Source organism: Stenotrophomonas sp. CC22-02, from assembly GCF_004365115.1.
In the GTDB taxonomy this organism is placed as follows: Bacteria; Pseudomonadota; Gammaproteobacteria; order Xanthomonadales; family Xanthomonadaceae; genus Stenotrophomonas; species Stenotrophomonas forensis.
On record NZ_SOCO01000001.1, the window covers coordinates 2,416,940 to 2,434,184 of the forward strand.

General features: G+C 66.0%; 18 protein-coding genes. 9 read left to right on the plus strand and 9 right to left on the minus strand.

Features of this window, described 5'->3' with window-relative positions:
• From N440_RS11145 to arsC, 3 genes are all read left to right on the plus strand, one after another.
• A complete protein-coding gene (locus tag N440_RS11145; protein ID WP_040007409.1) occupies positions 1-486 on the plus strand; it encodes a DUF456 domain-containing protein in 486 nt (161 codons plus the stop codon).
• A gap of 119 nt (positions 487-605) precedes the next feature.
• Positions 606-1,760, plus strand: coding sequence for a phospholipase A (locus N440_RS11150; RefSeq protein ID WP_040007407.1), 1,155 nt, complete (start codon positions 606-608; stop codon positions 1,758-1,760).
• The gene (arsC, locus tag N440_RS11155) at positions 1,760-2,101 is read left to right on the plus strand and encodes an arsenate reductase (glutaredoxin) (protein ID WP_133935111.1); all 342 of its coding nucleotides are present in this window, start codon (positions 1,760-1,762) and stop codon (positions 2,099-2,101) included. Before N440_RS11150 ends, arsC begins: the two co-directional genes overlap by 1 nt.
• Positions 2,102-2,174: 73 nt before the next feature.
• Here arsC and N440_RS11160 read toward each other — a convergent pair whose 3' ends face one another.
• The 3 genes from N440_RS11160 to N440_RS11170 form a co-directional block, all read right to left on the minus strand.
• The gene (locus N440_RS11160; protein ID WP_133935112.1) at positions 2,175-2,810 is read right to left on the minus strand and encodes a glutathione S-transferase family protein; all 636 of its coding nucleotides are present in this window, start codon (positions 2,808-2,810) and stop codon (positions 2,175-2,177) included.
• A gap of 58 nt (positions 2,811-2,868) precedes the next feature.
• Entirely contained in the window at positions 2,869-3,207 is a 339-nt protein-coding gene (locus N440_RS11165) for a hypothetical protein (protein WP_133935113.1), read from the minus strand.
• A 119-nt stretch (positions 3,208-3,326) separates the two neighbouring features.
• Entirely contained in the window at positions 3,327-4,844 is a 1,518-nt protein-coding gene (locus tag N440_RS11170; RefSeq protein WP_008268808.1) for a fumarate hydratase, read from the minus strand.
• Positions 4,845-4,962: 118 nt separating this feature from the next.
• On the opposite strand from N440_RS11170, the gene N440_RS11175 reads away from it, so the two are divergent.
• From N440_RS11175 to N440_RS11190, 4 genes are all read left to right on the plus strand, one after another.
• The gene (locus N440_RS11175) at positions 4,963-5,859 is read left to right on the plus strand and encodes an RNA polymerase sigma-70 factor (RefSeq protein ID WP_133935114.1); all 897 of its coding nucleotides are present in this window, start codon (positions 4,963-4,965) and stop codon (positions 5,857-5,859) included.
• 36 nt (positions 5,860-5,895) lie between these two features.
• Positions 5,896-6,345, plus strand: a complete 450-nt coding sequence (locus N440_RS11180; protein WP_133935115.1) for a carboxymuconolactone decarboxylase family protein — start codon at positions 5,896-5,898, stop codon at positions 6,343-6,345.
• Positions 6,346-6,538: 193 nt separating this feature from the next.
• The gene (locus N440_RS11185; protein ID WP_133935116.1) at positions 6,539-8,410 is read left to right on the plus strand and encodes an ABC transporter ATP-binding protein; all 1,872 of its coding nucleotides are present in this window, start codon (positions 6,539-6,541) and stop codon (positions 8,408-8,410) included.
• Positions 8,411-8,489: 79 nt separating this feature from the next.
• Positions 8,490-9,269, plus strand: coding sequence for a ferredoxin--NADP reductase (locus N440_RS11190; protein WP_006455701.1), 780 nt, complete (start codon positions 8,490-8,492; stop codon positions 9,267-9,269).
• 81 nt (positions 9,270-9,350) lie between these two features.
• Here N440_RS11190 and N440_RS11195 read toward each other — a convergent pair whose 3' ends face one another.
• A complete protein-coding gene (locus tag N440_RS11195; protein ID WP_133935117.1) occupies positions 9,351-9,830 on the minus strand; it encodes a glutathione peroxidase in 480 nt (159 codons plus the stop codon).
• A 130-nt stretch (positions 9,831-9,960) separates the two neighbouring features.
• Between N440_RS11195 and N440_RS11200 the strand changes: the two genes are divergently transcribed.
• On the plus strand, positions 9,961-12,129 hold the full coding sequence (locus tag N440_RS11200; RefSeq protein WP_133935118.1) for a M3 family metallopeptidase: 2,169 nt from the start codon (positions 9,961-9,963) through the stop codon (positions 12,127-12,129).
• A gap of 82 nt (positions 12,130-12,211) precedes the next feature.
• Here N440_RS11200 and cfa read toward each other — a convergent pair whose 3' ends face one another.
• The 3 genes from cfa to N440_RS11215 are packed head-to-tail and all read right to left on the minus strand — an operon-like array spanning position 12,212 to position 14,567.
• Positions 12,212-13,327, minus strand: coding sequence for a cyclopropane fatty acyl phospholipid synthase (gene cfa, locus N440_RS11205; RefSeq protein ID WP_133935119.1), 1,116 nt, complete (start codon positions 13,325-13,327; stop codon positions 12,212-12,214).
• 19 nt (positions 13,328-13,346) lie between these two features.
• Positions 13,347-14,228, minus strand: a complete 882-nt coding sequence (locus tag N440_RS11210; RefSeq protein WP_133935120.1) for a DUF3298 and DUF4163 domain-containing protein — start codon at positions 14,226-14,228, stop codon at positions 13,347-13,349.
• A 36-nt stretch (positions 14,229-14,264) separates the two neighbouring features.
• The gene (locus N440_RS11215) at positions 14,265-14,567 is read right to left on the minus strand and encodes a GNAT family N-acetyltransferase (protein ID WP_006377679.1); all 303 of its coding nucleotides are present in this window, start codon (positions 14,565-14,567) and stop codon (positions 14,265-14,267) included.
• Between the two features lie 209 nt (positions 14,568-14,776).
• Between N440_RS11215 and N440_RS20360 the strand changes: the two genes are divergently transcribed.
• Positions 14,777-14,938: a hypothetical protein gene (locus N440_RS20360; protein WP_166671555.1), complete on the plus strand. Its 162-nt coding sequence runs from the start codon at positions 14,777-14,779 to the stop codon at positions 14,936-14,938.
• A gap of 44 nt (positions 14,939-14,982) precedes the next feature.
• On the opposite strand, the gene N440_RS11220 is transcribed toward N440_RS20360, so the two are convergent.
• Both N440_RS11220 and N440_RS11225 read right to left on the minus strand, forming a co-directional pair.
• Positions 14,983-15,609, minus strand: coding sequence for a rhomboid family intramembrane serine protease (locus N440_RS11220; RefSeq protein ID WP_133935121.1), 627 nt, complete (start codon positions 15,607-15,609; stop codon positions 14,983-14,985).
• 7 nt (positions 15,610-15,616) lie between these two features.
• Positions 15,617-17,182 (minus strand): oligopeptide:H+ symporter, encoded by a 1,566-nt coding sequence (locus N440_RS11225; protein WP_008267858.1) that lies wholly within the window; start codon positions 17,180-17,182, stop codon positions 15,617-15,619.
• Between the last annotated feature and the right edge of the window lie 63 nt (positions 17,183-17,245).

A 17,245-nucleotide genomic window follows, 5' to 3' on the forward strand; every position in this document is an offset into this window, starting at 1 on the left:
ATGGGACTTTCATTCATCTTATATCTGCTAGCGGTCATTTTTGTCCTCGTCGGCATCGCCGGAATCATCCTTCCGGCCCTCCCCGGCATCCCGCTGGTGTTCATCGGACTGCTGCTGGCGGCCTGGGCTGACGGCTTCGTCCATGTCGGTTGGCCGACGCTGGTCGCCCTCGGCGTGCTCACCCTGCTCTCGCTGCTGGTGGACGTGCTGGCCACCGTGGTCGGCGCGCAGCGGGTGGGTGCCAGCCGCAAGGCACTCTGGGGGACCTTCGTCGGCAGCATCGTCGGCCTGTTCTTCATGCCGATCGGCCTGTTCGCCGGGCCGCTCATCGGGGCCCTGCTTGGCGAGTACTGGCACACCCGCGAACTGGGGCGTTCGACCAGGGTCGGCCTGGCCACCTGGCTCGGCATCCTGCTCGGCCTGGCACTGAAGCTGGCGGTGGTGATTGCCATGCTGGGCCTGTTCGCCTTCGCCTGGTTCCTGTAACCGGTGCGGCCTTCACGCCCTGCGCACGCGGGGGCCGTGCATAAACCGTGGGGGCTGGCCGCGATCCGGTGCAGCCGCCACACTGTGCGATCCCCGTATTCACCGAAGGGCCTGTTGGAATGACCCTCCCCCCGTTGCTTCCCCGCCTTGCGCCCCTGGCGCTGGCCCTGGCCAGTGCACCGCTGGCGGCGCAGGAGTTCGTGCCCAGCACCGACACCTCACCCGCTGCCTGCGCGGCCATCACCACCGATGCGGCCCGCCTGGCCTGCTATGACCGCCTGTTCGCGCATACCCCGCAGGCCACCGCGGCAGCCGATGCTGCCGCAGAAGCGGCCGCGCAGGCGCGCCGCGAAGAGCGGCAGACCGCGCGGGTGAGCCAGGGCGAGGAGAAGCTACGCGAACGGGTCAGCGACCTGTTCCGTCCGGCCACGCCGGACAGCGCGCTGGCCAATGCCGGCCGCGGTTCCCTGCTGGACAGTCGCTGGGAACTGGCCGAAGACTCCAAGCTCGGGCCGTTCCAGCTGCGCGCCTACAAGCCGGTGTACCTGCTGCCCGCGTTCTGGACCAGCGACCGCAACACCACGCCGCATTCGCCGAACCCGGCCAACACGGTCACCACGCCGCAGGTGCTGGACAGTGCCGAACTGAAGTTCCAGATCAGCTTCAAGACCAAGGTCGCCGAGAACCTGTTCGGCGACAACGGCGACATCTGGGCCGGCTATACCCAGAGCTCGCGCTGGCAGGCCTACAACGGCGAGGACTCGCGCCCGTTCCGCGAAACCAACTACGAACCCGAAGTGATGATGGTGTTCCGCAACGGCTATTCGATCGGTGGCTGGCGCGGACGCATGACCGGCATCGCGCTGAACCACCAGTCCAACGGCCGTGCCGATCCGCTGTCACGCAGCTGGAACCGGGTGATGCTGAACATCGGCCTGGACCGCGAGAACTGGGCACTGGTGCTGCGCCCGTGGTACCGCATTCCCGAGACCCGCAGCGACGACAACAATCCGGACATCGAGGACTACATGGGCCGCGGCGACGCGACCCTGATCTGGAACCGCAACGGCCACGAGGTCGCACTGATGGCGCGCCATTCGCTGCGCACCGGCAGTCGCTCGCATGGCGCACTGCAGCTGGACTATGGCTTCCCGATCAGTAACCTGCTGCGCGGACATGTGCAGATCTTCGATGGCTACGGCGAAAGCCTGATCGACTACAACCACAAGGCCACCTATGTCGGCGTGGGCGTGTCCCTGCTGGAGTGGTTCTGATGGACGTGACGATCTGGCACAACCCGGCCTGCAGCAATTCGCGCGGCGCACTGAAGCTGATCCGCGATGCCGGCTTCGAGCCGGTGGTGGTCGACTACCTGGGCAATCCACCCGATGTCGCCACGCTGCGCCAGGTGTTGGCCGCGTCGGGATTGAGTGCACGCGACCTGGTGCGCAGCAAGGAAGCAGCGTTCGCCGAACTCGGCCTGGAACAGGCCGACGATGCCACGTTGTTGGCTGCAATGGCCGAGCACCCGCGATTGATCAACCGGCCGGTGGTGCGCACGCCCAAGGGCACGCGGCTGTGCCGTCCACCGGAAACGGTGCTGCAGATCCTGTAACCGAAAAAAGGGGACGGAGGGGATGATGTCGTTTGTGCATTGGCGACTTAATCCCCTCCGTCCCCTTTTCGGGTTACAGCCAGTCGGTGATGCCTTCGCGGCGGTAGACCTCGGCGAATGCAGGGCGCGCCTTCATCATAGACGCGTGCGCCTTGAGCGCCGGCCAGGTGTCGCTGGGCTTCGGCATGTTGCGCGACCAGCGCATCAGCATCACCAGCATGTAGTCGACCACGCACGGCGTTGCACCCAACAGATACGGGCCGTGCGTCTGCAGATGCGTGGCCACCTGCTGCCAGGCCGCTTCCAGGCGCTGCCGTGCCATCTCGCGACTGGCCTGCACATGGGCCTCGCCGGCTACTTCGTGCGGATAGAACCAGGCCCGATAGGCCGGCTGCAGCGTATTGGCGCACCAGAACATCCAGCGGTAGGCGTCGCCGCGCTGGGGCGTACCCACTGCAGGCAGCAGGCCGGCGTCCGGGTGACGGTCGGCCAGGTACAGCGCGATCGCTGCCGCCTCGGTCAGTACCAGGCCATCGATCATCAGCGTCGGCACCACTCCGGCCGGATTCAGCGCCAGGTACTCCGTCGCCTTGTGCTCGCGTGCGTCGAAATCCAGCAGCACCAGCTCGTGCTCGATGCCCAGCTCGATCAACAGCCAATGCACCACCAGCGCGGCGGTACTGGTCGAACCATACAGCGTGGTGCTCATGCGGTGGATCCTGTGCGGGTGGATCGGCCGATTATGCGCCCACGCGAGCGGTGGTTGCTCAACCGCAACGGCTCATGCAGGTATCCCGCTGTTCACCACAGGACATCATCGGCGCGCGCATCGTGCAGTCATGCGCCTTCAGTTCACAGGCACGGCGCAGTTCAGGGTTGGCAACGTCCTTGCAGCGCTTGTCCGGCGCGGGCACCGCCTGCTGCTCGCAATTGCTCTGGCGGCTGCCGAGGGAGTCATTCTGCGCCATGCAGCTGCGATAGCCGGCCTGGCACTGCACGCGGCACTGCGAGGACGCGGAAAAATCCGTACCTTCGTAAGAGGCCGGCGTGCTGCAGCCGGCCAGCGCAAACATGAAGCCCACCATGATGGATCGATGCAGGGTCATGGACACGTCCTGTGTGAGGTCGTGCAGAGCCTAGCAGGCAAACGGTTGCAGGGTCGTTGATCCTCCACATGCAACAACGGCGCCACGAGGGCGCCGTTGCTGGATCGAATGCAGGCGGATTACTCCACCACCACCGGAATCTTGCCGATGCGGGCCTGCCACTCGCGCGGGCCGGTCTTGTGCACCGACTCGCCGGTGGAATCGACGGCGACGGTCACCGGCATGTCCTGCACGGTGAACTCGTAGATCGCTTCCATGCCCAGGTCGGCGAAGCCGACCACCTTGGCCGCCTTGATCGCCTTGGACACCAGGTAGGCCGAACCACCGACGGCCATCAGGTAGGCCGACTTGTTGTCACGGATCGCTTCGATCGCGGCCGGGCCGCGCTCGGCCTTGCCGACCATGCCCAGCAGGCCGGTCTGCTCCAGCACCTGGCGGGTGAACTTGTCCATGCGGGTGGCGGTGGTCGGGCCGGCCGGGCCCACCACTTCGTCGCGCACCGGATCGACCGGGCCGACGTAGTAGATGAAGCGGCCCTTCAGATCGACCGGCAGCTGCTCGCCCTTGTTGAGCATGTCGACCATGCGCTTGTGCGCGGCGTCGCGGCCGGTCAGCAGCTTGCCGTTGAGCAGCAGGGTCTGGCCCGGCTTCCAGCTGGCCACGTCTTCCGGCGTGATCGTGTCCAGGTCCACGCGGGTGCCCTTGGACGCGTCATAGGTCAGCTTCGGCCAGTCTTCCAGCGACGGCGGGTCCAGCATCACCGGGCCGCTGCCGTCCAGGGTGAAGTGCGCATGGCGGGTGGCCGCGCAGTTCGGGATCATCGCCACCGGCAGGTTGGCCGCGTGGGTCGGGTAATCGTTGATCTTGATGTCGAGCACGGTGGTCAGGCCGCCCAGGCCCTGCGCACCGATGCCCAGCGCGTTGACCTTCTCGTACAGCTCCAGGCGCAGCTCTTCAATGCGGTTGGAGGCACCACGGGCCTGCAGCTCGGTGATGTCGATCGGCTCCATCAGTGCTTCCTTGGCCAGCAGCATCGCCTTTTCAGCGGTGCCACCGATGCCGATGCCAAGCATGCCCGGCGGGCACCAGCCGGCGCCCATGGTCGGCACGGTCTTCAACACCCAGTCGACGATGGAGTCGGACGGGTTGAGCATGGCGAACTTGGTCTTGGCTTCCGAACCACCGCCCTTGGCGGCGACGATCACGTCGACCGTGTTGCCCGGCACCACCTTGACGTTGACCACGCCCGGGGTGTTGTCCTTGGTGTTGATGCGCTTGCCGGCCGGATCAGCCAGCACCGAGGCGCGCAGCTTGTTGTCCGGGTGCATGTAGGCGCGGCGCACGCCTTCATTGGCCATGTCTTCCACGCCCATGGTGGCGTCGTCCCAGCGCACGTCCATGCCGATTTCCAGGAACACGGTGACGATGCCGGTGTCCTGGCAGATCGGACGGTGGCCTTCGGCGCACATCCGCGAATTGATCAGGATCTGGGCCATCGCCTCCTTCGCGGCCGGCGACTCCTCGCGCTCGTAGGCGGCGGCAAGGTTCTTGATGTAGTCGACCGGGTGGTAGTACGAGATGTACTGCAGCGCGTCGGCGATGGACTGGATGAGGTCTTCCTGCTTGATCGATGTCACGACTTGCTCGCTTGCTGGAGGCTGGCGGGGGTAATCCGCCCATTTTACCCCCTCTGCCACCGGGGGTGCCGTTGTACATTCGTGTCACGTCCCTGCCCGCCGCGGCGTCCTTGCCCCTATGAACGCCGAAACCGCCTTCCAGACCCACCGTCCGCGCCTGATGGCCCTGGCCTACCGCCTGCTCGGCAGCCGCGCCGACGCCGAGGACGTGGTCCAGGACGCCTGGCTGCGCTGGTCGGGCGCCGACCCGGCCAGCGTCCGCGACGCCGAGGCCTGGCTGGTCACCGCCACCACCCGGCTCGGCCTGGACCGGCTGCGCGCGGCCAAGCGCGAGCGCGTGCACTACATCGGGCCGTGGCTGGCTGAACCGCTGGCGGTCACCCTGGAGCCGGACCCGGCGCCCGGCCCGGCCCAGCTGCATGCGTTTGCCGATGATGTTTCGGTGGCCTTCCTGACCCTGCTTGAGCAGCTCGGCCCCGAGGAGCGCGCTGCGTTCCTGCTGAAGGAGGCCTTTGATCACGATTACCGCGAGATCGCCGACCTGATCGGCCACAGCGAGGCCAACTGCCGCCAGCTGGTGCACCGGGCAAAGCAACGCCTGCAGGCCGGGCGGCCGCGCTTCAACGCCGACGCCAGCCAGCACCGGCAGCTGCTGGCGCGCTTCATGGACGCCTCCCAGCGCGGCGACAGCGAGGCGATCCAGGCCCTGCTGCACGCCAACGCGCTGCTGGTTTCCGACGGCGGCGGCGTGGTTACCGCGGCGATCCGCCCGCTGCTGGGCGCCGAACGCATCGGACGCCTGTTCTGGGCCATCGCCCGCCGTGGCGCGGCGCATCCGGCACGGCTGGGCTACGTCAACGGCGAACCGGCGATCCTGCGTTTCATCGGTGACCGCCTGCATTCGGTCACCACCATCGAGGTGGTCGATGGCCGCATCGCCCAGGTGTACAGCGTGCTGAATCCGGAAAAGCTGCCGCAGGTTGTCACGCGCAGGGACGCTGCGGCGTCCTGGTAGTGAAAGGCGGCCACCGTGGCCGCCGTGGAGCCGAAAATGTCCGACCACGCCTCTCCCCGCGTCCCCTACACCCGCCTGGCCGCCGAGGCCTTCAAGGGCCTTCTGGCCACCAGCAAGGCGGTGCATGAAAGCTCGATTGATCCGACCCTGATGGAACTGCTGTTCCTGCGCGTGTCGCAGCTCAACGGCTGCGGCTACTGCATGGACATGCATGGCACCGCGCTGCGCAAGGGCGGCATCGACCCGCGCAAGCTGGATACGCTGCCGGCATGGCACGAAAGCCGTTTCTTCGACGCCCGCGAACGAGCCGCACTGGGCTGGGCCGAGGCGCTGACCCGGCTGACCGATGGGGCACCATCGCAGGCGGCGTTCGACGCACTGGCGCCGCACTTCGATGAGAAGGGCATCAGCGACCTGAGCATGGGGATTGCGGTGATCAATGCCTGGAACCGGCTGGGCGCGGGTCTGCTGCCGCCGCTGCCGTAAAGGGCGGTTCCGGCCGGGCGGATCAGGTTCCTGCAGCTGTGGGTAGGTGTCGACCTTGGTCGACACGATAGATCCACATCATGCGTGGATGCGGCGGGTCAGATCCCTTCGCCCTGCAAAGGGATCTGACCCCGGCGCGGCCACACGGCTGCACTGACCCCATCTGCACGGCCCAGGCGCGCACAATACGCGCATGCCTGCCACTCCCACCGCTGGCGCCGCCGCCGCGAAGAAACCCAGCCTGCGCCAGCGCTTCAAGGCGATGCGCAACCTGCCGCCGTTCCTGCGCATGGTCTGGCAGACCAGTCCCGCGCTCACGCTGGCCAGCCTCGGCCTGCGCCTGATCCGTGCGTTGCTGCCGGTGGCGATGCTGTACGTCGGCAAGCTGATCATCGACAGCGCCCTGCACCTGAGCCAGCACGATGCCGGCTTTCCGCCGCTGGGCGAGGCGCTGTCCAGTGGCGTGCTCAATCCACTGCTGGGCCTGCTGGCCCTGGAATTCGGCCTGGCCATCGCCTCGGACCTGCTCGGCCGCCTGGTCAGCTATGCCGATGCCCTGCTGTCGGAACTGTTCGCCAACGTCACCAGCATCCGGCTGATGGAACACGCGGCGACCCTGGACCTGGAGGACTTCGAGGACCCGGACCTGCAGGACAAGCTGGACCGTGCGCGGCGCCAGACCATGGGCCGGATGAACCTGATGAGCCAGCTGTTCGGCCAGGTGCAGGATGCGATCACCGTGGCCAGCCTGGCCATCGGCCTGCTGGTCTATGCGCCATGGCTGATCCTGCTGCTGGCGCTGGCACTGGTGCCGGCCTTCATCGGCGAATCGCACTTCAACGCGGCCGGCTACAGCCTCAACTTCCAGTGGACGCCCGAGCGCCGCCAGCTCGACTACCTGCGCCAGCTCGGTGCCAGCGTGGAAACGGCCAAGGAAGTGAAGATCTACAACCTGCACCGCTTCCTGGTGGAGCGCTACCGGCGCCTGTCGGTGGCGCTGTTCCAGGCCAACCGGGCGCTGGCCCGGCGCCGCGCGTTCTGGGGCACGCTGCTGGCCGCACTGGGCACGCTGGGCTACTACACCGCCTACGCCTACATCGCGTGGCGAACGGTGCGCGGCGACTTCTCGATCGGCGACCTGACCTTCCTCGCCGGCAGCTTCCTGCGCCTGCGCCAGCTGCTGGAAGGCCTGCTGATCGGGTTCTCGCAGGTGGCCAGCCAGGCGCTGTACCTGGATGACCTGTTCTCGTTCTTCCAGATCCAGCCGGAAATCCACTCGCGCGAGGGCGCGGTGCGCGTGCCGCAGCCGATCCGCCAGGGCTTCGTGTTCGAGAACGTCGGCTTCCGCTACCCGGATGCCGAGCAATGGGCCGTGCGCCACCTGGATTTCCAGCTGCAGGCCGGCGAGGTGCTGGCCCTGGTCGGCGAGAACGGCGCCGGCAAGACCACCCTGGTCAAGCTGCTGGCGCGGCTGTACGAACCGGACGAGGGCCGCATCCTGCTCGATGGCCGCGACCTGCGCGACTACGACCTGGACGACCTGCGCGCCAACCTCGGGGTGATCTTCCAGGACTTCGTGCGCTACAACCTCAGCGCCGGCGAGAACATCGGCGTCGGCCAGGTCGAGGCCATGGACGACCGGGCACGCATCGCCGACGCCGCGCGCCGCGGCATGGCCGAGGAAGTGATCGAGGAACTGCCCGGCGGCTACGACCAGCTGATCGGGCGCCGCTTCAAGCAGGGTGTGGACCTGTCCGGTGGCCAGTGGCAGAAGATCGCCATTGCCCGCGCGTGGATGCGCAATGCGCAGGTGATGATCCTGGATGAGCCAACGGCAGCGCTGGACGCACGCAGCGAGTTCGAAGTGTTCCAGCGGTTCAGGGAACTGGCGGATAATCGCACCGCCGTGCTGATTTCCCACCGTTTCTCCTCGGTACGCATGGCCGATCGCATCCTGGTGCTGGCCGACGGCCGGATCGAGGCCAGCGGCACCCATGGGCAGCTGATGGCACAGGGCGGCCGCTATGCCGAGCTGTTCGAGCTGCAGGCGGCCGGCTACCGCTGAGAACGCCTCTCGTTCCGCCTAATGAGAACCCGTCTCATTTGAGATAGAATCACCCCGACGACTTTCGATAGATACGCCCATGTCCTCCGCTTTCGGCGCCGAAACGGTGCTTGAGGTCCGCCACTGGACCGATGCCTACTTCAGCTTCACCCTCACCCGCGACAGCGGTTTCCGCTTCGAGAACGGCCAGTTCGTGATGATCGGCCTGGAAACCGAGGCGCGGCCGCTGCTGCGCGCCTATTCCATTGCCAGCGCCAACTGGGAAGAGCACCTGGAGTTCTTCAGCATCAAGGTGCAGGACGGCCCGCTGACCTCGCGCCTGCAGCACATCAAGCCGGGCGACAAGGTGCTGGTCGGCAAGAAGCCCACCGGCACCCTGCTGATCAGCGACCTGCACCCCGGCAAGAACCTGTACCTGCTGGGCACCGGCACCGGCATGGCACCATGGCTGTCGGTGATCAAGGACCCGGAGACCTACGAGCGCTTCGAGAAGGTGATCCTGTGCCATGGCGTGCGCTACGAAAAGGATCTGGCCTACCGCGATTATTTCGAGAAGGAACTGCGTGAGCACGAGTTCCTGGGCGAGATGATCGGCGACAAGCTGCTGTACTACCCGGCCGTCACCCGCGAGCCGTTCGCCAACCAGGGCCGCCTGACCTCGCTGATGGAAAGTGGCGAGATGCAGCGCACGCTCGGCCTGCCGGAGCTGAGCCCGGAGAACGACCGCGCGATGATCTGCGGCAGCCCGCAGATGCTGGCCGACCTGCGCAGCGTGCTGGACGCCCGTGGCTTCCAGGTCTCGCCGCGTATCGGCCAACCGGGCCATTACGTATTCGAACGCGCCTTCGTCGAGAAATAAGCAAAAAGGGGACGGAGGGGATTAAGTCGTTTGTGGCACAAACGACTTAATCCCCTCCGTCCCATTTTTTCTGGCATTACCTCACAGCACCGCTTCGATTGCGCTGCGCAGCTGCTCCGGCCTGGTGGTGGGCGCATGCCGCGAGACCACACGCCCCTGGCGATCGACCAGGAACTTGCTGAAGTTCCATTTGATGCGGGCAATGCCCAGCAGGCCGCGCTTCTCGCGTGACAGCCAGGCCCACAGGGGATCGGCGCCGCTGCCGTTGACTTCGATCTTCTCCGACAAGGGGAAGCTGACCGGATAGTCCAGCGAACAGAACTGGCGGATCTGCGCGGCATCGCCGGGCTCCTGCGCGCCGAACTGGTTGCACGGGAAGCCGATCACCACCAGGCCGCGCTCGCGGTAGTCCTGCCACAGCTGTTCCAGGCCGGTGTACTGCGGGGTGAAACCGCAACGGCTGGCGACATTGACCAGCAGTAACGGGTGGCCCTGATAACGGGCCAGCGCCTGCGGCTGGCCATCGAGGTCGCGGAAGCTGAAATCGTAGGCGGTGGTCATGGCAGTGGGCCGTGGACGGTGATTGCATGGTACCCGCGCCCGGACCCGGCAACATGCCTTTTGACACAAGTGCGGGCGCCGCTGGCCGGGTTACCCTCGGGCCCTTGTTTGCCTTACCGGAGTTTCTACCTTGACCACTCGCCTTGCCCTTGCCGTGGCCATGTCCCTCGGCCTTGCCCTGCCCGCCTTCTCGGCAGGCGCCGCCACCCCGGCTGCCAGCACCAATGCCCAGCAGGCCAACCCGTTCTTCGCCGAAAGCCCGCTGCCGCTGCATTTCCCGCAGTTCGACAGGATCAAGGACAGCGACTTCGCCCCGGCCTTCGACGCCGGCATGGCGCAGCAGCTGAAGGAAGTGGAGGCGATCGCCAACAACAAGGCCAAGCCGACCTTCGACAACACCATCATCGCCCTGGAAAAGAGCGGTGACATCCTCGACCGTGCGACCACCGTGTTCTTCAGCCTGGTCGGCGCCGACACCAACGACACCCGCAAGAAGCTGCAGGCCGATTACTCGGCCAAGTTCGCCGCGCACAGCGATGCGATCGCGCTGAACGGCAAGCTGTTCGCCCGCATCCAGGCGCTGTATGACACCCGCAGCCAGCTGGGCCTGGACGCCGAAGGCGTGCGCCTGGTCGAGAAGTACTACGACAACTACGTGCGCGCCGGCGCCAAGCTGTCCGAGGCCGACAAGGCCACGCTGAAGGAGATGAACGCCGAGCTGGCCAACCTGGGCACCAAGTTCAGCCAGAACGTGCAGTCGGAAGTGAACGCTTCGGCGATCACCGTCGACGACGTCAAGGAGCTGGCCGGCCTGTCCAAGGAGCAGATCGCTGCCGCCGCCGAAGCCGCCAAGGCCCGTGGCCTGGAAGGCAAGTACGTGATCACCCTGCTCAACACCACCGGCCAGCCGCCGCTGACCAACCTGGCCAACCGCGCCCTGCGCCAGAAGATCTACGAAGCCTCGGTCAGCCGTGGCAGCCGCGGTGGCGAGTTCGACAACACCGCACTGGTCTCGCGCATCATGCAGCTGCGTGCCGACAAGGCCAAGCTGATGGGCTTTGCGAACTTCGCCGCCTACAACCTGACCAACCAGACCGCCAAGACCCCCGAAGCGGTCAACGCGATGCTGGGCAAGCTGGCCCCGGCCGCTGTGGCCAACGCCAAGCGCGAAGCGGCCGACCTGCAGGCAATGATCGACCAGGAACAAAAGGCCGCCGGCAAGAAGACCTTCCAGCTGGAACCCTGGGACTGGGCCTTCTACAGCGAGAAGGTGCGCCAGGCCAAGTACAACTTCGACGAATCGCAGCTGAAGCCGTACTTCGAAATGAAGAACGTGCTGGAAAACGGCGTGTTCTATGCGGCCGGCCAGGAATTCGGCCTGACCTTCAAGCAGCGTACCGACCTGCCGGTCTACCACGATGACGTCACCGTCTACGACGTGTTCGACGCCGATGGCAGCCAGCTGGCGATCTTCATCTTCGATCCGTATGCGCGCGCCTCCAAGCGTGGCGGTGCGTGGATGAACTCCTACGTTTCGCAGTCCAAGCTGACCGGCTTCAAGCCGGTGGTGGCCAACCACCTGAACATCCCGAAGCCGCCGGCCGGCCAGCCGACCCTGCTGACCTGGGATGAGGTGAACACCACCTTCCACGAGTTCGGCCACGCGCTGCACGGCATGTTCTCCAACGTGAAGTACCCGTACTTCTCGGGCACCTCGGTACCGCGCGACTTCGTCGAGTTCCCCTCGCAGGTCAACGAGATGTGGTCGGACAACCCGGCCATCCTGAAGAACTACGCCAAGCACTACCAGAACGGTTCGGCGATGCCGCAGGCACTGCTGGACAAGGTGCTGGCTGCGGCCAAGTTCAACCAGGGCTTTGCCACCACCGAGTACCTGGGTGCGGCGATGCTCGACCAGCGCTGGCACCAGATCGGCGCCGACCAGGTGCCGGCCGCCAAGGACGTGATGGCCTTCGAGCGCGCTGCGCTGGAAAAGGACGGCATCTACTACGCGCCGGTGCCGCCGCGCTACAAGACCCCGTACTTCAGCCACATCATGGGTGGCTACTCGGCCGGCTACTACGCCTACATCTGGTCGGAAGTGCTCGATGCCAACACCCAGAAGTGGTTCAAGGACAACGGCGGCCTGAGCCGCAAGAACGGCGACCACTTCCGCGCCACGCTGCTGTCCAAGGGCGGCAGCGTCGACGCGATGCAGCTGTTCCGCGATTTCGCCGGCCACGAGCCGCAGATCGAACCGCTGCTGGAAAAGCGTGGCCTGACCGGCGCCGGCAACTGATCGTCCGTTCGGTAGCGTGAAACGAGAACCGCCCGGGAGACCGGGCGGTTTTTTTGTTGGATCATCCACGCATGGCGTGGATCTACCGCGGCGCGACGTACCCGCCCGGCACGCCTTCCGGCGACAGCACCAGCTGCCACAGCTGCGCGTGCCGGCAGCGGAAAGTCGCCATCGACCCGGCCAGGTAGAAGCGCCACATGCGCCGGAAGTGCTCGTCATAGCGCGCATCCAGTCGCGGCCAGGCCGCTTCCACGTTGCGCCGCCACGCCTGCAGGGTCAGGTCGTAATCGGTGCCGAAGTTGTGCCAGTCCTCCAGCACGAAGCGTCCTTCGAATGCCTTGCTGATCTGCACCGCCGACGGCAGCATCGAGTTCGGGAAGATGTAGCGCGCGATCCATGGATCGGTTCGATGCCGCGAGATGTTGGTACCGATGGTATGCAGCAGCAGCAACCCGCGTGGCGAGAGGCAGCGCCTGGCCACTTCGAAGAAACTGGAATAGTTCTTGTCACCGACGTGTTCGAACATGCCGATCGAGAAGATCGCATCGAACGGCTCGTCCAGTTCGCGGTAGTCCTGCAGGCGGATCTCGATCGGCAGCCCGGCGCACCGCTCACGGGCGAACTCGGCCTGCTCTTTCGAGATGGTCACGCCGACGCCGCTGACGCCATAGCGCTCGGCGGCGAACTTCAGTGCCTCACCCCAACCGCAGCCGATGTCCAGCACGCGCTGGCCCGGGCGCAGCCCCAGCTTGCGGCAGACCAAGTCGAGCTTGGCCTCCTGCGCAGCGTCGAGATCACCGGCAGTGCGCCAGTAGCCGCAGCTGTAGACCAGACGTTGGCCAAGCATCGCCTGGTACAGATCATTTCCGAGGTCGTAATGGCGGCGGCCGACCTCGTAGCTGCCCTGCCCGGCCTGCAGATTGAACAGGCGCGCCTTCAGCGCATCAGCCACCTCGCGCCAGCCGTGCACCCGTTCGTCCAGGTGCGCCTGCATCAGGTGGACGAGGAAGTCGTCCAGCACGTTGGCATCCCACCAGCCGTCCATGTAGCTCTCGCCGAGGCCGAGCGAGCCGTGCGCCATGACCCGCGCGAAGAAGCGCGGGTCATGTACCTGGATGTCCTGTGGCTGGGTGCCGCCGATGCGGACCCCGGCTTCCTGCAGCAGGCCGGCGACCCGCTCCTGCAACCCTGTATCCACGCCACCTCCTCGACTGCGGTCAACCGCGTGCGAACAGCTCCACGTAGTCCTTGGCCACGTGCGGCAACAGCACCGCCGCCGGCACATCGGCCGTCTGCGTGCCGTCCGAGTATGGACCGACCTGGTACGGCGGGAAAACAAAGCGCAGGGCGGTGATCTGCCCCTTGTCGTCGGTCAGCGGCTGGAACTGGCTGAAATTGTCGGCCTGCGGGCCGGTACCGTCGGCAATCATGCGCGATGCGTTGCGCAGCGATTCCTGCAGCTGGGCCGGGTCCATGTCCTCGCCGCTGAGGCGGGTCGCCACGCGCTCGCGCAGCTGGTCGGCGACGAAATCGCTGATCGCCTTCCAGCCCTTGGCATCGGCCACCAGCTTTTCGGCGCTGAGCATCTGCTGGTGCTGCGGCAGCCACACGAAGCGGGCCACCAGTGGCTCACCGTGGGCGCCTCCGGTATAGCGGCTGCCATCGGCACTGACCACCACCAGCTGCGCGGTTTCCAGCAGCTTCTCGAAGCTCAGCGACAGCTCGTAGGGCATGGTCGGCTTGTCGTTGCCGAGCCCGTCCAGGGCCTGCTGCAGGTCGCTGCGGGCGCTGGTCGCATAGTCCTGCAGCGCACGTGCCAGGCCCGGATAACGGTCGATGCCGGCCGGGTAGCTGATGCCCACCACTTCGCGCTCGTTGTTCTCGATCACGTCGCGCAGATCCAGCGGCGCTTCCGCGGCGGGTGTCTCGCCCGCGGCGGCGGCCTCGGCGGCGGGGGCCGCGTCGGTCGCCGGTGCCGGCTCGCTCTCACGCTGGCAACCGGCCAGCAACAGCACGCCCACCACGCCGGCCAGCACGCTGCCGCGCAATGGCCGGTTGTTTCCAATCTTCATCGGGATCCCCTGTTCATGTTTGTACATCATCGCCTGCCATGGCTGAAGCGTGGCCCGCCGGCATCAGCCGACGAGCAGGTCGTGATATTCCTCGTGCCGCTGCAGGAAGGCCTCGGCATACGAACACGCCGGCACCACCTTGTATTTCTGCTCGCGGGCGAAACGCAGCGCGACGCGGGTCAGCTCACCGGCAATGCCGCGGCCGGCGATCGGCTCGGGCACTTCGGTGTGGGTGATGACCATGCGCCTGCGCTTGATCTGGTAATCGAGCACCGCCAGCTGTCCTCGGACACGGGCGGTGAAGCGATGGCTGGCCAGGTCGTGTTCGACCTCGTAGGCCAGACCGGGGGGCGTGACCGAAGCCATGGAACTGTCTCCTGCGGCGACTGCGTGGATGGTGCGCAGCCAGGCGCCATGATCGCGTGAAGCCTGAACAGGGGCAAGTGCGGTCCATTCACGTCAGTTTTCGACCCTCAAGCTGGAGGGCGGGCGGCCGCTATCGCCTATGGAGGGGTACGGCCAGGCTGGCACGGCCCTTGCGACCGTAGACCATGCGCATCACCGCGGAGGCCCCGATGCACCCCAGCGATCCCCATTCCGATACCGACCGTGCCCTGCTGGAGGGCCTGCTGCAGCTGGCAGTGGAAGGTCAGACCGAAGACCAGGATTTCCAGCGCATCGGCGAGGAAGTGTTCGCCCGCCTGCTGGACACCTACGGGCAGCAGACCACGGCCTGAACCGGCCGGGGCGGATCGCTGCCGATCCGCCCCCGTTCCCACCCTCAACCGCCGCCGAGGCGGAAGGTCGGGTTGGAGAGTTCGCGCAGGAAGTGGTTGAAGATGCTCGGCTGCATGGCCAGCATGAAGATCACGCCAAACGCCGCACCGGCCAGGTGCGCGCTGTGGTTGATGCGATCGCCGCCGCGCTTGTCCATCCAGATGCTGTAGCCGACGTAGAACGCGGCATAGACGATCGCCGGCGCCGGGATGAAGAACACCAGGATGATCGACCACGGCTTGATCAGGATGAAGGCGAACAGCACCGCCGACACCGCCCCGGATGCACCGAGGCTGAGGTAGTTCGGGTTCTTCTGGTTCTTCAGGTAGCTGGGCAGGATCGAGACCAGCAACGCGCCGATGTAGAACGCCGGATAGGTCAGGTAGCTGCCGGTCAGCTCCACCATCACGCTCTCGATGAATCCCCCGAAGAAGAACAGGGTGATCATGTTGAAGATCAGGTGCGACCAGTCGGCGTGGATGAAGCCATAGGTCACCAGGCGGTCGTACTGGCGATGGCGGTCCACGGCGGGCGGCCACAGGATCAGGCGGTCGGCCAGCTTGCGGTTGTTGAACGCCATCCACGACAGGATGGCGGTGATGGCGATCAACAGCAGATTGACGGGGCTCATGTCAGGCTCAGGCGCTACGGTAGTTGTCGACCATACGATAGCGTTTCGCGTACCAACCGAAGGCCAACGCCGCGATGAAGGCGAAGCCGGCGAAGAAGAACATCAGGAACGCCGCCTCGCTCAGGCCGGTGCCGGCGATCTGGTGGGTCACCGTGTCGTTGCGCACCGCCGCGTTGGACAGCAGCACCCACAGGTTGCCGATGGTGGTGGTCAGGTTCCAGAAGCTCATCACCACGCCCTTCATCGCCTGCGGCGCCTGGCTGTAGGCGAACTCCAGGCCGGTGGCCGAGACCAGCACCTCACCGAAGGTCAGCAGTGCGTACGGCAGGATCTGCCAGAAGATCGACATGGCATTGCCGCCGTCCATCACCACCTGGATGCCACCGATGACGATCCAGGCCAGGCCGCTGAAGGCGATACCGGCGGTCATGCGGCGCAGCGCGGTCGGCTCGAAGCCGAAGCGGCGCAGCGCCGGGTACAGCACCAGGTTGTTGAAGGGAATCAGGATCATCACCAGCAGCGGGTTCAATGCCTGCATCTGCGAGGCGGTGAACCAGCTCGGCATCTGCATCTGCTGGCCCTGCAGGACCCACGTCGAGGCCTTCTGGTCGAACAGCGAGAAGAACGGCGTGGTCAGCGCGAAGATCACCAGCACGCGCAGCACCGAGCGCACGCCTTCCACGGCTTCGGCCGGATGCTGGCCGCGGGCACGGTCCAGCTGCAGCCAGGTGCCGCCGCCGATACCGGCCAGGATGGCGACCAGCGCAAGGCAGAGGCAGATGACGATGCCCAGCGAACCGACCAGCCCGAACGAGGCCACCGCCAGCACCAGGCCGAGCGCGGCGATCACCAGGCCCGGACGGCCCTGCCCGGCAACGCGTGCGGTCAGCGCGGTACGCACCACGTTGGCGAACGAATGCGGGTCCTTCGGCGGCAGCGGCACCAGCACGTAGCGCTTGCGGCCCAGCCAGAACACGAAGGTGGCCACGAACATCAGGATGCCCGGGATGCCGAACGCCCACTGCGGGCCCCAGTTCTTCAGCACCAGCGGGATCAGCAGCGAGGCGAACAGCGAGCCGAAGTTGATGATCCAGTAGAAGGCGTCGAAGACGAGCTTGGCCAGATGCTTGTTGCTCTGGTCGAACTGGTCACCCATGAACGAGGCCACCAGCGGCTTGATGCCGCCGGCGCCGAGCGCGATCAGGCCCAGGCCAAGGAAGAAGCCCTCGCGGCTGTTCTCGAACAGGGCCAGGCACAGGTGGCCTGCGCAGTAGACCAGGCTGAACCAGAGGATGGTGTGGTACTTGCCGAAGAACCTGTCGGCCAGCCAGCCGCCGAGCAGCGGGAAGAAGTACACGCCGATCATGAAGCTGTGCATGATGTCCTTGGCTTCACCGGCACGGCCTTCCGCAGTGATTTCCTGCAGCAGCAGCGAGGTGATCAGGAACTGCACCAGGATGTTGCGCATCCCGTAGAAACTGAATCGTTCGCAGGCCTCATTGCCGATGATGTACGGAATCTGGCGCGGCATCCTTCCCTGGCCGGCGATGGGGGCAACTGCGTCGTGGCTCATCCTGTAAGGCATTCCTGCAAAGCGAAAGGCGCAAGGTTACCGGAACCGGGGCTTGCGAAGCAC

Bases quoted from the DNA above. Each gene is read 5' to 3' on its own strand.
- N440_RS11145 (WP_040007409.1), top strand. From the start codon at position 1: ATGGGACTTTCATTCATCTTATATCTGCTAGCGGTCATTTTTGTCCTC.
- N440_RS11150 (WP_040007407.1), top strand. From the start codon at position 606: ATGACCCTCCCCCCGTTGCTTCCCCGCCTTGCGCCCCTGGCGCTGGCC.
- arsC (WP_133935111.1), top strand. From the start codon at position 1,760: ATGGACGTGACGATCTGGCACAACCCGGCCTGCAGCAATTCGCGCGGC.
- N440_RS11160 (WP_133935112.1), bottom strand. From the start codon at position 2,810: ATGAGCACCACGCTGTATGGTTCGACCAGTACCGCCGCGCTGGTGGTG.
- N440_RS11165 (WP_133935113.1), bottom strand. From the start codon at position 3,207: ATGACCCTGCATCGATCCATCATGGTGGGCTTCATGTTTGCGCTGGCC.
- N440_RS11175 (WP_133935114.1), top strand. From the start codon at position 4,963: ATGAACGCCGAAACCGCCTTCCAGACCCACCGTCCGCGCCTGATGGCC.
- N440_RS11180 (WP_133935115.1), top strand. From the start codon at position 5,896: ATGTCCGACCACGCCTCTCCCCGCGTCCCCTACACCCGCCTGGCCGCC.
- N440_RS11185 (WP_133935116.1), top strand. From the start codon at position 6,539: ATGCCTGCCACTCCCACCGCTGGCGCCGCCGCCGCGAAGAAACCCAGC.
- N440_RS11190 (WP_006455701.1), top strand. From the start codon at position 8,490: ATGTCCTCCGCTTTCGGCGCCGAAACGGTGCTTGAGGTCCGCCACTGG.
- N440_RS11195 (WP_133935117.1), bottom strand. From the start codon at position 9,830: ATGACCACCGCCTACGATTTCAGCTTCCGCGACCTCGATGGCCAGCCG.
- N440_RS11210 (WP_133935120.1), bottom strand. From the start codon at position 14,228: ATGTACAAACATGAACAGGGGATCCCGATGAAGATTGGAAACAACCGG.
- N440_RS11215 (WP_006377679.1), bottom strand. From the start codon at position 14,567: ATGGCTTCGGTCACGCCCCCCGGTCTGGCCTACGAGGTCGAACACGAC.
- N440_RS20360 (WP_166671555.1), top strand. From the start codon at position 14,777: ATGCACCCCAGCGATCCCCATTCCGATACCGACCGTGCCCTGCTGGAG.
- N440_RS11220 (WP_133935121.1), bottom strand. From the start codon at position 15,609: ATGAGCCCCGTCAATCTGCTGTTGATCGCCATCACCGCCATCCTGTCG.
- N440_RS11225 (WP_008267858.1), bottom strand. From the start codon at position 17,182: ATGAGCCACGACGCAGTTGCCCCCATCGCCGGCCAGGGAAGGATGCCG.